Here is a 13,785-nt window from a genome sequence, read left to right on the forward strand (position 1 = left end):
ATGACAGCCAAGCGCGCGCTGATCACGGGGATAACGGGCCAGGACGGCGCGTATCTGGCGCAGCTGCTGCTGCAGAAAGGCTACACGGTCACCGGCATCGTGCGCCGCTCCAGCCATGCCGGGGTGTTCGACCATCGGTTGAAGTGGCTCGGCATCCTGGGCGACGTCGAACTCGTGGACGGCAACCTGCTGGACCAGTCTGCGCTGCTGCGGATCGTCCAAACCACCAAGCCGGACGAGATCTATAACCTCGCCGCACAGTCTTTCGTGACCTCGTCATGGCAACAGCCGCTGCTCACCGGCCAGGTGACCGGTCTCGGCGCCGTCCATATGCTCGAATGCCTGCGCTCGGTGGCGCCGAATGCGCGCTATTACCAGGCCTCAACCTCGGAAATGTTCGGGCTGATCCAGGAAGAGCGCCAGAGCGAGACGACGCCGTTCTACCCGCGCTCGCCCTACGGCGTGGCCAAGCTCTACGCGCACTGGATGACCATCAACTACCGCGAGAGCTTCGGGCTGCACGCGTCGAACGGCATCCTGTTCAACCACGAGAGCCCGCTGCGCGGCGTCGAGTTCGTCACCCGCAAGGTCACGGATGCGGTGGCCCGGATCAAGCTCGGCATGCAGAAGGAGCTGCGGCTGGGCAACATCGACGCCAAGCGCGACTGGGGCCACGCCCGGGACTACGTCGAGGCTATGTGGCTGATGCTGCAGCAGGAAAATCCCGACGACTACGTCATCGCCACCGGCCGGACCACCACGGTGCGGGACATGTGCGTGATCGCGTTCAAGCATGTCGGCCTGAACATCGACGACCACTTGATCATCGACCCGGCGTTCTTCCGTCCGGCCGAGGTCGAGGTGCTGCTCGGCAACCCGGCCAAGGCCAAGGCCACGTTCGGCTGGGAGGCGCAGACCAGCCTGGAGTCGCTGATCACCGAGATGGTCGACGCCGACATCAAGCGCCTCAGCGCCAACGCGTAGGGCGCGGCGAGCCTCGTCACCGGCGGGGTTCCAGCCCATAACACGCGCGTTATCCGCTAGAGAGGCGCGCCGTGAAAACCTATCAGCTCTACATCGACGGCCAGGACGTCGATCCGGTCGACGACTCTTGGTTCGAGTCCGTCGACCCCTACCGGGGCGAGCCCTGGGCCCGCATCCCCCGCGCCTCGAAGGCGGATGTCGACAAGGCGGTGGCGGCCGCCAAGCGTGCCATGTGGGATGGGCCCTGGGCCACCATGACCGCCTCGGCCCGGGGTAAGGTCCTGCGCCGGATCGGCGATCTCGTGGAGCGCGATGCGAAGGCGCTCGCCGAGGTCGAGGTCCGCGACAACGGCAAGCTGTTCGCCGAGATGTACGGGCAGACCCGCTACCAGCCCGAATGGTGGTGGTATTACGCGGGCCTCGCCGACAAGGTCGAAGGCGCCCAGGTGCCAATCGACAAACCCGAGACCTTCGCGTTCACCCGGCACGAGCCGGTGGGCGTGGTCGGAGCGCTGACCGCCTGGAACTCACCGCTGCTGTTCGTGGCCTGGAAATGCGCACCGGCGCTCGCGGCTGGCTGCGCCGTCGTGGTCAAGCCGTCTGAATTCGCCTCTGCCAGCACGCTGGAATTCGCCCGCCTCACCAAGGAGGCCGGGCTGCCGGACGGGATGTTCAACGTCATCACCGGCTACGGCAGCGAAGCTGGCAGCGCCATCGTGGAGCACCCGGACGTCGCCAAGATCACCTTCACCGGCTCTGATGTCACCGGCGCGAAGGTCTACGAGGCGGCCGCGCGTCAGATCAAGCGGGTGTCGCTGGAACTCGGCGGCAAGTCGCCCAACATCGTGTTCGCCGATGCCGACCTGAAGGCCGCGGCTGCCGGGGCGATCTCGGGCATCTTCGCCGCCACCGGGCAAACCTGCATCGCCGGCTCGCGGTTGCTCGTGCAGAACAGCATCCGTGAGGCCTTCGTCGAGCGGCTGGTGGCTCTGGCCCGCACCGCCCGGCTCGGCGATCCTATGCAGCCGGACACCAACATCGGGCCGATCACCACGCCGCCGCAATATGCGAAGGTGCTCGACTACATCGCGCTTGCCAAGAGCGAGGGCGCGCGCTGCGTCTTCGGCGGGAAGCCGGCCTCCGGTCCCGGCGTGATCGGCGGTCAGTTCGTCGAGCCGACGATCTTCACCGGCGTCACGAACGACATGCGCATCGCCCAGGAGGAGGTGTTCGGCCCGGTCCTGTCGATCATAGGGTTCGAGGACGAGGCCGAGGCGCTGCGCCTCGGTAACGACGTGATCTACGGATTGGCGGCCGGCGTCTGGACACAGGACATCGGCCGCGCCCTGCGCATGTCGAAGGGCCTGCGTGCCGGAACGGTCTGGGTGAACACCTACCGCGCCGTGAGCTACATGATGCCGTTCGGCGGCATGAAGCGCTCCGGGATCGGCCGCGAGAGCGGCATCGAGTCGATCCGCGAGTACCTGGAGACCAAGAGCGTCTGGATCTCGACGAGCCGCGACGCCCCCGAGAATCCGTTCGTTATGCGTTAGGGGCGAAGCCGCACCGGCAAACATCAGCCCCAGCGCGGCGTGTTCCACCCCACCGCGTTGGGAAACCGCCTATCTTGAAAAATGCGTGGTCGACATTCGATCCGTGACGAGTTCGAACGGAACCCAATCGTACTGCTGCACGGGCTCGTGCCGGACCAACTTGAGGGCATCGTCGATCGCCCGCCGCGCTTGTAGGCCGGCATTCTGGTAGACCGTCACGGCCATGCGCTTGTGCTGCATCGCCCGCAGTCCGTCGGGCGTCGCATCGACGCCGCCGATTAGGATTCGATCCGTCGGGATCCCAGCCGCGTCGACCGCGTCGGCGGCTCCAATCGCCATCTCGTCGTTGTTGGCGACGATGGCATCGGGCGCCGTCCCATGCGCCAGCCATCCGGCCACGAGCGCTGCGGCTTTTTTGCGCTCCCAATCCGCGACGCCTTCGGCGACGATGCTGATCCCCGGGAAGGCCGCGGCGACCTCTTTGGCGCCCTGCGTTCGAAGTGCCGAGGCTGTGTGGCTCGGCGGCCCCTGGATGATCGCGACCCGACCTTTGCCGTCCAGCATCTGGGCGAGCTTTCTCATCTGCAGACGGCCGGCGACGAGATCATTGGACAGGACGAACGCCACGCGTCCGGCAAACCAATCCTCCCGGGGGCCGTTATTGGCATAAACGAGGGGGATGTCGGCGTCCTGGGCCAAGCGGGTGATCGTCGCGTTCGTTGTCGTATCGGCTGGCAGGACCACGAGCGCATCGACCTTGGCAGCGATGAATTGCCGGATCTGCTCGACCTGCTTCTCGCCCTCGCCCTGGGGCGCGTAGGCGAAGCGCACCGAGCAATCGGGCAGGCTCTTGGCATAGCTTTGGATGCCGTCGCGGAGGAGCGCGGTGAACCCGCTCGGCTCGACCATCGCCACGCCGATCTCGGCCGACACAGCCGGTGTCGACAGGTTCGCCAGGGCGAACATGAACGCCGCCGGCCACCAGCCACCCACGCGGGCTGATCTCCGGGCCGGACCGCCAAGAGCTAACCGAAGAACCGCCTGCACAGCACCGCGTGTTCGGGAGGCGGACCAGCCGCAAAGCGTTTCGATCATGGCCCTTGCACCTGCCTTGGGGGCGCGCCGCCGACATCCGCCCCGGTCTGGCATCAGCGCGCGAAGAATCAACGGTTTCGAGGCGGCACCGACGGCACCGACGGCGCCGCGCTCAAGCCGGCCGTATCGATGGTTTACCGGCTTGGCAAAGTGTCGCCAGCCGAACGGGCCCGTCACGTCAGGCCGCCCTGATGCTCTTGAGGAACCGCTGGACCTCGTCGCCCAGGCGTTCCGCGTCGCGGGACAGGGTGCTGGCTGAGGTGAGCATCCGGTCGGCGGCCGCCCCGGTATGCTCCGCCGTCCCAGCCACCGTGCTGATGTTCGCCGTCACTTCGCCGGTGCCGTTGGCGGCCTGGGAGATGTTGAGCACGATCTCCTGCGTGGCAGCGCCCTGCTGCTCGACGGCTGCCGCAATCGAGGCGGCCGTTCCGCTCATATCGCGGACCCGCGTGGCGATCCCCTCAATCGCTGCGACGGCATCAGAGGTGGATGCCTTGATGACCGAAACGTGGCTGGCGATATCGTCGGTCGCGCGCTTCGCTTCGCCGGCGAGCTGCTTGACCTCGGCGGCAACCACCGCGAATCCGCGACCGGCATCGCCGGCCCGAGCCGCCTCGATGGCGGCATTCAGGGCGAGCAAATTGGTCTGAGCCGCGATCTTGGCGATCAGCTTGACCACGTCGCCGATCCGGTCCGCTGCGCCGCTGAGGATCTGCACGAACGCGATGGTCTGGGTGGCCTCCGTCGCTGCACCGTTGGCCATGGCGGCGGACAATTCAGCCTGGCGTCCCACCTCTTGGACCGAGGCGCCGAGTTCGTCGGCGGCGGCGGCGATCATCCGCACATTGGATTCGGCCTGTTCGGCCGCCGCCGCGACCGTGGTCGATTGGCTCGCCGTCTGCCCGGCCGCCGCACTCATCTGGTGGGCGGTTCCCTGGAACTGCAACACGGCGGCGGTGACCGTACCGACAATCTCGCCCACCGTCTCCTCGAACCGCTCCGCCATGTCGTGCATCACGACCTTGCGCTGCTGTTCCGCTTCAATGCGGAGCTGAGCGGCCTCGTCTTCCAGGGACTTGGCGTGAAGCATGTTCTCCTTGAACACCTGAACGGCTCCGGCGATCGCACCGATTTCGTCGCCGCGATCGCCCTCCGGAACCACTACGGCGAGATCGTTCTCGGCAAGCCGCGCCATAACCCGGGTCATCGTCGCGATCGGTGCGGCGACGCGACGGACGATGAACCAGCTGATAGCTATCGTGAGGAGTGCCGCGATGGCCAACGCAACGAAGACCGCGAGCCGCGACGTGGCGCCGACCGCATCGGCCTCCGCCATCTGCTCGAAGGCCCGCGCTTGCCGGTGGACCAGGACGGAATCCACCGACTGCGTGAACGCCACGGCATCAGCCTGGAATGCCTCGGCGAACACCGTGTCGGCGAGTTCGCGCTCGCCTGCCCGATCCAGCGCCGTCGCTTCGGCCTCCACGGCCAGGAAGTGTTGCCAGGCTTTGCGCAAGCGATGCGCCAGAATGCGCTCGTCGGCGCCGACAATGGTCGGGGCATAGGCACTCCAGGCCGAGGAGAACGCTTCCTGGGCCTTGCCGGCCTCGTCGAGATGACGGCGCCTCTCTATGTCCGACCAGGCATTGTGAGCTTGGACATCCAGGGCGCGTAGCTCCTGGCAGAGCGCCTTCATCCGTCCAAGAATCGTGACCGCTTCGATCTCGCCGGAGACCGACCGACTCACCGTGTTGATCATACCCATCCGAAATACAGAAAATAATCCTATAGCTGCCGATATAACGAAGAGGGCTACCGAAGAGCCGATTATAATAGATCGGATGTTGAGAGCAGAGGCTTTTCTTTTTCGCTGTAATGCGAGGTCCATTTAATATAACCTGAAATAAAGCGTCATTATTTGTTAGCATATTTTTCTTAATCATTCAACACATCTCTATCAAAATTTTTATGTTTGAATGCCATTCAATTGCAAGACAGTTGACTTGTGTGGATAAAGTAAACTAGATACTGATATAATGTTGTTGTATTATACAGTAAAAATCAGATGTAAGTTAGATTTACTCCGTGTTATCATTGCTCAAGATGTTGACCGGATCGATAAGACCGACGTTCGAAGTCGAATTGTAGCCAACCTGAAACAATGGCGGGCGGGTAGATGCCAGAGTCAGGCGCGCCGGCCGTGAATGACCAAGCTGCGACAGCGTTCGCTGATGAAACCGGCGACCTCCGCAGATGTCAGTAAGCTGGCGAGGCGCAGGATGCGCTCGTCCTGCGCCAAGGCCTGCGTCGTCACGAGGACATTCGCGTACGGATTGCCCTCGGCACGCTCCAGCGCGAGCGCATTCCGAGCCGGGTCGAGCCCGGACTCCAAGGCATAATTGCTATTGATGACCGCCACATCGACGTCGTCGAGGGAGCGCGGCAGCTGCGCCGAGGCGACTTCGACAAAGCGGAGGTCTCTTTGGTTCCCGGCGATGTCCTGCACCGTTGCCAACGTCCCGTCTCCACCCGAATGGAGCCGGATCAGTCCGCTCGCCTCGAGGAGCTTCAGCCCCCAGCTGAAATTCGGGACGTTGTTCGGCAAGGCGACGCGCGCCTCTCGCGGCACCGCCTCGAGGGTCTTCAGGCGCCGGGAGTAGATCCCGAGGGGCTCGACATGGACGGCGGCGATCACCGCGAGGCTGACCCCGAGTTGCGCCTCTTCCGCGCGCAGGTACGGCACGTGCTGGAAGAAATTCGCGTCGGCGTCACCGTCGCGCAGGAGGCCGTTCGGGCGGATATCGCCGGTGGTTTCGATGAGTGTCAGGGGAAACCCTGGATCGAGCGTCCGTTCGACGAACTCGAGGATCTCCGTATGCGGAACCGAGGAGGCGACCACACGGAGGGCCGTAGCGGCTCAGGCTCCGCTGGCGGCCAGCGCAAGCGCTCCGGGTAGAACGCTACGGCGTGTCGTCGTCATCGGTGCCTCGCGTTCAGCCGGGGAGGGGGGTGATGGACCGGTTGGTCATCGCCGTTTAGGCGATTCGGGTCACCCTTACTGTGCCGCCGCACTGGCGATTTTCGCCGATCGTTCACCCATCAACACTGCACGTATGGCGTGCGCGGCTTGATGCGGCGCGCGTTCCAGGGCGCGACGGATCGCCGTGATGGGTCCAGTGCAGACCGAGGACATGACGGGGCGTCCGGGTCGAGCGGTTCCCTTCGACTCGAAACCGACCACAGCGTGGGTCTGAGCTTCGATCGAACGCCCAGCGCGCAGAGGGGCTAGGCCCGGGCTGCCAGGCCGCGCGCGTCTGAGCGTCTCGTCGAGCGTGACGAGGTCACCCTGTGCCACCGCCGCGCAGATGTCGGCATCCGTCGTGTCCGCAAGGATGACGAGACCCAAGGCGTGAAGGGTCGCATCGTCGGCAGACCGGACTTGCCGTCGGAGTTCGGTCGTCGCCCGCCGGCGCAGACCGGCGAGAGCTTCCGCCTCCGTGCGGCCGGCCAAGTACCCATCACGATACCAAGCCACTGCCGCGTCCACCGAAGCAGGGTTGGCCGTCGCGAAGATCGGCACGTTGTGGAGTATCTCGTCCCGCGCCGCCTGTGGGCTCGAATCGGCATCGAGTGTGGAATCGGGAAAGCGGTCGGTTCCGACCATCCCGGTGACGACGCCCGCCGCGCGCAGCCGGGTGGGTTCCGGAACCCAGATATCCTTGGGCGCCACCGTCATGGTCTGCGCGACGAAATCCGGCGCCACGCCTGCCGCGAGATAGGCTGCCCGTTCGACATCGGGATCGACCGCCTCAATGCGGCCGCCCGGTCCAAGCTCGTAGGGCGCATGAAAACCGAGTTGCCCGCCCACGGCCAGATAGCGGGCTCGTCCCTGGACGAAGACAAGGGTGCACGCGGAGGCGCAGGCATCCGGCACGTAGGTCACGAGGTGCCGCCGCGCGACCAGCGCCCCGAGCGCCATAGCTTCATCGACCAAGCCGCCATCGCTGGTGAGGTGAAGGCGTTCGACGCGCGGGTTCGTCGCGAGCAACGCGGCGACGCGCGCCGCCACGCCCTCCGTGAGATCGCCGGCCAACCGAATATCCCGGCCGCCCGGGCCGAGGGTTACCCGTGCCGCCACGTCGGATGGCTCTTCGCTGAAAACGCTGGCACGGCCGGCCAACTCCCGCCTCGGGACGGGTGGGCCCCCATCAGAAAGCGGAGAGATGGCTGCTGCGCAGAGGGCACCGATCATGACAGCGCGCAGCAGCACGCGCGCCGGGAGACCCTGCCCGGGCGTTTGAATCATTGGCATGATGTGAGACTCTTGCCTGGAGCGCATCACCCCTCGCCGCCGCCGTCGAAAACGCAGCGCGGCGTCAACCAGAGTGAAGGCGACTATGTCGGACGCTTGAGCCCGACGACGCAGCAGAACCTATTGAAGGTAGGCGACGAACATCTCGGCGACGGCGCGCGCCGCGTACTCCGCCGGACTTTCGCCCTGCCAGACGGGAAAGGCCTCGACGATACTTCGCCCAGCGAGGATGCGCGAGACCTCGTCGGCCATGAGACCCTCGTCGAGGGCGTTCGCTAGAGCTGCACGCCCGTGCGCATAATAGCGCGGCCCACCGAAGTCTGCGGACGTTTCCGAGAAAGCGATACTTGTCGGGAGAGCAGTATTACCGAATGTCGCGAAATATGAATCTGTGTGCGTATTCATAGCGGATCATCTCTAAGGCATCATCACCGGTTCGCGTCGATTTGATGAGCCGACAGCACCGCGCCGAAGACGAATTTCCAGAGGTGATTTTCTGTAAGCGCGCGAACATTTCTCCTCCTACCGGCAGCCATGCCGATCTGCCCAAGGATGAGGTATTTTTATTTCACAGATCTAAGAATGTATTTCCAAATGTCTGACTTCGCGCAACGCAAAATTGTTGGCCGATGGCTATTTAAGGGAAGGGATTGGTCTCGGACGGGATAGTTCGTGCGTCATCCGACATACGGGTGAAGGGAGGCGAGTGAGGGGAGGTCAGATCTACGACATCGAATATGCGCACCGAGAGACGTATGAGCCGTATTTTACCGCCTACTGCCTCACCGGTAGCCCTAGAACCCGTTAGCGCTTGGCAATCCGCAAGCAGGGCGGTCAGTTGCTCGATGACGCCTCGAAAGCTATCGCGCATCGACGTGGTCGGTACGTCCAAGGCAGACAGGCTGTGCCCGGCAGCGAGACTTTACCCGCTTCTGCTTCCGAGTAGGTCGGGCAAGGGTGATGCTGGAGCAGGGAGGATGCGCGATCGCCCCAAAGAAACGGAGACGTTCGACCGCTTCCTGCACCGATACGGAACACTCACAGACGCAGACAACCAGATCGACGTTACACCAATGTATATAATTGCGTTGGCTTAAGCGCTAATAAATAGTTTGATATTCATCGTTTAACCGGCGCCGGCGAAAGATCTCTACCGAAAGCAATATAATCTGTAAGCCGCTTCAAAAGGAAGATTTCGGCTCTATTGAATACTGTGGGTAATTTAAAAAATATATTTATGATATACAAGCTGTTATATACATCGTTTTCTAAAATTAAATCGTAAAATGATAGGAAGTTCTGGCCATATCATCAGAACTTCATGGACTCTCTGAATCGGATCACCAGTCCGGGCTATAGACCGCGCTATAAGATGAATGGTTGGCGCCGCAAGCAGGATCGACCATCTTGGCAAGCGCTTTTCGCGCAATCTCAACACGTTGTTGGCGTTCCTCGTGGGGAAATTCTGGGCATCCGAGTACGCTGATACATGCGGAAAGACAGGCTCGATACTGTCCTGTGTTAAAAGCGATCACAGAAAACTTATCCCGCAATCCATAGTTATACATCCAGTGCTGAACAAAAAGCCCGTCCGTTGGCGCTGATAACTCAAGCCCCGATTCGGCATAATGGTACGCTTCGACGTAGCGTTTTTTGTCCTGGCAATATCGGCTGACGTAATAGACTGCCTCAACTCGGCGGGGGTTGATTGCGATAGCTTTATCGAAGCAGGAAATAACTTCATCAAATGGCTCGTCAAGATTGTCCATCAAAAGGGCAGCGCCCAGATAACTGATGTAGATTTCCTCCTCCCAAAACCCCATGGTCGTACGGTTGAGGTAGGCCTGCAAAGCTTTACGTTTTTCGCCGCAGTCACGATAACTGTCTGCTAGATAGTACATATAGCGCGACAATAGATATGGATCTTTTTCAATCTTCAGAGCTTTTTCGAAAATCTCAGCGTCCTGTGCATACGTGCTCTCATCGCGACGCCGCGCGCCATCGTGCCCCCGTCGCATTGCGAGCGGCAACGACGTGTCAGTCCAGACCAGTTCCTCACATTCTGCAAACTCGTGCAGGACGCCTCGATAACGCCAGGGCAACGCATTCTTAAAAAGCTGCGTCCGTGGGTACCGCATCGTGGTGTCGTGAATTTGTAGGGTGTACCCTGGAGCATCCAGATCTGGCATTTTGTAGTTGACTGGAAGCGCCGTCCCACCGTGCGCGGCAATCAGCTCGTCGTCGGCATCGATGACGAGCGTGTAGTCCCCATGTGGTCGCGCGAGTTCGAGCGCTTCCGTACGGTTATGACCAAAATCGACCCATGGACGCTCCAGCAAGGTGCCCGGAACATCGGCCAGGGCGGCACGAATGATGTCCTGCGTTCCATCGGTCGAACCCGTATCCACAATGACCCAATGATCAATAATTGCCCGTACTGAGTCGAGGCAGCGCCGAATGACTGGCGCTTCGTTCTTGACGATCATTGACAGGCAGATCTTTTGACCAGAAGGCGTCATCGTAGAATTACTTTCCGACGCGGTGATGCGTCGATTCCGTTGAATGTGATTCCATTTTGTACCGCGACGATGCGACAATCGCAAAGCGTCGGCCCCACGGAACGCTGCAGTTTTTTCCAACGCAGCGGAACAAACAGTATAATCTGTGGAAATACTATTTCTATTTATTTTATTTCATGTCACTAGAATCAAATTTTAACTCGATATTTGGCAGAAAATGACTTTTATCTCTTCGGAGTATCAGGATTTGGGCGATTGATCTTATAAAATTGATCCCGGGGACGCGCTGATCCGACGCGCGCCCGGCGAAGCCTTCGAGATCTCATCCCACCAAGCGCGAAGCCTCGCGCACCTGACGGGTGGCGCGGCCTACCTGCTCGCTGGCCTGGGCGATCGTGTCCATGCCGGCCGCGATGGTCGAGACCCCGTGGGAGACCGTCTGCATACTGCCGGACATCTCGCGCGTGACCGCGGATTGCTCCTCCACGGCCGCGGCGATGCTCGAAGAGACGTCGCTCAAGGTCCGGATCGTACCCTGGATGGTGTCGATCGCACCGACTGCTTCACGGGTGGCCGACTGGGCGGCGGCGATCTGATTGCGGATCTGGTCCGTGGCGCGACCCGTCTGTTCGGCGAGAGCCTTGACCTCGGACGCGACGACCGCAAAGCCGCGGCCGGCCTCGCCGGCGCGCGCCGCCTCGATGGTCGCGTTGAGTGCCAGGAGGTTCGTCTGCGCGGCGATGCCGGCGATGAGCCCGACCACGTCGCCGATCTGCGCGGCTTGATCGCTCAAGCCGGAGACGATGCTGCCGGTCTGCTGCGTCTGCGTCACGGCCTGGCCCGCCATCGACGCCGCGTGGCTGACCTGCTGGCTGATCTCGCTCACGGAGATCGAAAGTTGCTCGGCGCCGGACGCCATGGCCTGGATATCGATGGAGACGCGGCCGGCGGTATCGGCCGCCGTCCCGGTCTGACGCGTCACGTCCTCGACGGCTCGGCCGATCGCGTCGAGGTCAGCACCGATCGCCTGCTGGGCCTCGGCGCGACGCTGGCGCTCTCGGACTTGGGCGGTGATGTCGGTTGCGAACTTGACGACCTTGACCGGTCGCCCGCTCGCATCGTTGATCGGGTTGTAGGTCGCCTGGATCCAGACCTCGCGGCCGTCCTTGCCGATCCGCCGGTACTCGGCGGACTGGAATTCGCCGGCCGCCAGCGCTGCCCAGAAGGCGCGATAGGCCTCACTGGACCGTTCCGCGTCGGTAACGAACAGTCCGTGGTGACGTCCGACGATCTCGTCGAGCCGGTACCCGACGGCGTCTAGAAAGTTCTGGTTGGCGCTCAGGATCGTCCCGTCGAGCGTGAAGGCGATCACCGCCTGAGACTGGTGAAGCGCGGCGATCTGGCCGTCGAGGTCGAGGGCGCGCAACTTTTGCGACGTGATATCGGTGGCGAACTTGACGATCTTGGTCGGCCTGCCGGCACGATCGAGCACCGGGTTGTAGCTCGCCTGGATCCAGACCTCGCGGCCGCCCTTGCCGAAGCGCTTGTATTCCGCGGTCTGGTACGTGCCGAGCCGCAGCTTATCCCAGAACTGGCGATAGGCCTCGCCCTCGCGCTCCGCCGGGTCGACGAACAGACTGTGGTGGCGCCCGCGGATCTCGGCGACGGTGTAGCCCATCACTGCGAGGAAATTGTCGTTGGCATCCAGAATGGTGCCGTCCAGGGCGAATTCGATCGTCGCGAGGGACCGGCTCAGGGCGGCCAGCTTGGCGTCCCGGTCGCGCGCGCCCGCCAGGCGATTGAACATGATGTCCTCCGGAAGCTCTGACGGGATGCAAGGCGTGCTGGTGCCGTGCGTCGCGGTTTTTCTTCAGGCGGCTGTATCAGGAAGTGGATTGACTGCAGGTTAAATGGTCGAACATGAAATAAACGACGACTGTTTGGCTCGCGGGCCGCGTCCAGCCCGTAGCTTTTAGCGGCGCACGCAGGGGTTGCATGCGTAAATATCGTCTCTTAATCTATGATACGCCGTATTTTCCGTTTTTCGTCGATAATTATACACTCGGTCGCGGTAATTCGGCATATCTGCCACGCATCGGGCACGATCGTTTCGCCCGCCTACGGTTATCCGAACAGCGACGGCCATCGGTCGCTGAAACATTCAGTGACGAAACGCGAAGTATCGCTGTGTCATCCGATTGGGCCGCGCACCTTCGCACGCACCCGGTCGGCAGACCCTTTCTAGCTCGTGCGGTTCTGCAACGTGTCCGTGCATTGCACGCGTACCCGTCGACCAGTGCGAGGCTGTTCCAATCGCGAGGATTTGAGAGCCGAGCAACGCTGTATCGAACTGGCCGTCTCGAAACGCACCAGAGGACGCACGCTCAGCCGGTTCGGCCGATCGTCGCCTCGATCCGGCCGGACGGCTCGTCCGTGGGGAGGAACACCGTTCCGGGGTTGTCCAATCCGAACGGCCTGAGATCGATCGGCACATAGTGCTTGTTCGGCATCACGAAGGCGATCTCTGCCAGCTCCGGGACCGCGTCGAGCGCGGCCTCGCCCATCCGGTACATGCTGTCCTGCACTCCGCGGCTGTAACGCGTCCCGAACACCGTCAGCAGCGTCGAGAGGATCCGCGCGTTCGCCACCTCGTAATCCGCCGGAGGCGACGACCAGGTCCAGGTGGCGTCCATGCTCGTGGCGGCGATACGGTCGGTGGCGTCCGGCAAAGTGCGGTAGCCGTCTGCGACGAAGCCGGTCCAGCCGGATTGCGTGGTCTTCATGAAGGTGTAGCCGCGCAAGCCCGACGACAGGATCGACCCCGAGCGGTCCGCGTGCAGCCCAACGAAGCCGAAGCCGTTGCCGTCGCGGGTGAAGGTATGGCCGTGCGGTATTCCCGCGATGGCGTGACGCAGCCAGCGGGTCTCCTCGGCCTCGATCGCCACGGCCTCGACCTGCGGGTAGGTGTCGAGCAGGACCTTTGCAACGGCAGTCACGAACGCTTCCGCATTCAGGGACGGGTTCTTGGCCGCCGTCACGTTGACGATGTTCTTCATGCTGTCCGTGGCGATGCAGGCCCGATTGTCGCCTTGTATCCAAGCGTCCTCAAATTGACCCGTCAGGATCACCGACAGCGTCAGCTCCCGCGGCACATGGTAGTCGCCGGAACGGGTCAACCGTAGGACCCGGACGCGATCCTTGCCATACCGCGATGCTATCAGAGCCATGATGATCTCCGAGAGGATGTTCGAAGCCTGAGCTTAGGACCGGAGGCGCCATATCTCCACCGCGTCCCTTGACCGACGCCGCGCATCGGCCGGCA

Annotated in this window: 10 protein-coding genes; 2 read left to right on the forward strand and 8 right to left on the reverse strand. The window is 62.5% G+C overall.

The window, feature by feature from the left end; genetic code table 11:
- Complete coding sequence (gene gmd, locus MFF40_RS02250) at nt 1-984, forward strand: GDP-mannose 4,6-dehydratase (protein WP_147898947.1); 984 nt, start codon at nt 1-3, stop codon at nt 982-984.
- Between the two features lie 71 nt (nt 985-1,055).
- The gene (locus MFF40_RS02255; RefSeq protein WP_147898948.1) at nt 1,056-2,537 is read left to right on the forward strand and encodes an aldehyde dehydrogenase; all 1,482 of its coding nucleotides are present in this window, start codon (nt 1,056-1,058) and stop codon (nt 2,535-2,537) included.
- A gap of 69 nt (nt 2,538-2,606) precedes the next feature.
- On the opposite strand, the gene MFF40_RS02260 is transcribed toward MFF40_RS02255, so the two are convergent.
- The 8 genes from MFF40_RS02260 to pucL all read right to left on the reverse strand — a co-directional run bounded on the left by MFF40_RS02260 (nt 2,607) and on the right by pucL (nt 13,690).
- Nucleotides 2,607-3,809 carry a substrate-binding domain-containing protein gene (locus tag MFF40_RS02260; protein ID WP_238259542.1) on the reverse strand — a complete coding sequence of 401 codons (1,203 nt, stop codon included), beginning with the start codon at nt 3,807-3,809 and terminating at the stop codon, nt 2,607-2,609.
- A 1-nt stretch (nt 3,810) separates the two neighbouring features.
- Nucleotides 3,811-5,520: a methyl-accepting chemotaxis protein gene (locus tag MFF40_RS02265; RefSeq protein ID WP_238259544.1), complete on the reverse strand. Its 1,710-nt coding sequence runs from the start codon at nt 5,518-5,520 to the stop codon at nt 3,811-3,813.
- Between the two features lie 297 nt (nt 5,521-5,817).
- Nucleotides 5,818-6,531 (reverse strand): MetQ/NlpA family ABC transporter substrate-binding protein, encoded by a 714-nt coding sequence (locus tag MFF40_RS02270; protein WP_238259546.1) that lies wholly within the window; start codon nt 6,529-6,531, stop codon nt 5,818-5,820.
- Between the two features lie 156 nt (nt 6,532-6,687).
- Complete coding sequence (locus MFF40_RS02275) at nt 6,688-7,725, reverse strand: hypothetical protein (RefSeq protein ID WP_238259548.1); 1,038 nt, start codon at nt 7,723-7,725, stop codon at nt 6,688-6,690.
- Nucleotides 7,726-8,064: 339 nt separating this feature from the next.
- Complete coding sequence (locus MFF40_RS28775; RefSeq protein WP_281408058.1) at nt 8,065-8,196, reverse strand: hypothetical protein; 132 nt, start codon at nt 8,194-8,196, stop codon at nt 8,065-8,067.
- 1,088 nt (nt 8,197-9,284) lie between these two features.
- Complete coding sequence (locus MFF40_RS02280) at nt 9,285-10,430, reverse strand: glycosyltransferase (RefSeq protein WP_238259551.1); 1,146 nt, start codon at nt 10,428-10,430, stop codon at nt 9,285-9,287.
- A gap of 355 nt (nt 10,431-10,785) precedes the next feature.
- Nucleotides 10,786-12,270 carry a methyl-accepting chemotaxis protein gene (locus MFF40_RS02285; RefSeq protein WP_238259553.1) on the reverse strand — a complete coding sequence of 495 codons (1,485 nt, stop codon included), beginning with the start codon at nt 12,268-12,270 and terminating at the stop codon, nt 10,786-10,788.
- Nucleotides 12,271-12,847: 577 nt separating this feature from the next.
- Nucleotides 12,848-13,690: a factor-independent urate hydroxylase gene (pucL, locus tag MFF40_RS02290; protein ID WP_238259554.1), complete on the reverse strand. Its 843-nt coding sequence runs from the start codon at nt 13,688-13,690 to the stop codon at nt 12,848-12,850.
- Nucleotides 13,691-13,785 lie beyond the last annotated feature (95 nt).

The organism is Methylobacterium mesophilicum, assembly GCF_022179445.1.
Lineage (GTDB): Bacteria > Pseudomonadota > Alphaproteobacteria > Rhizobiales > Beijerinckiaceae > Methylobacterium > Methylobacterium mesophilicum.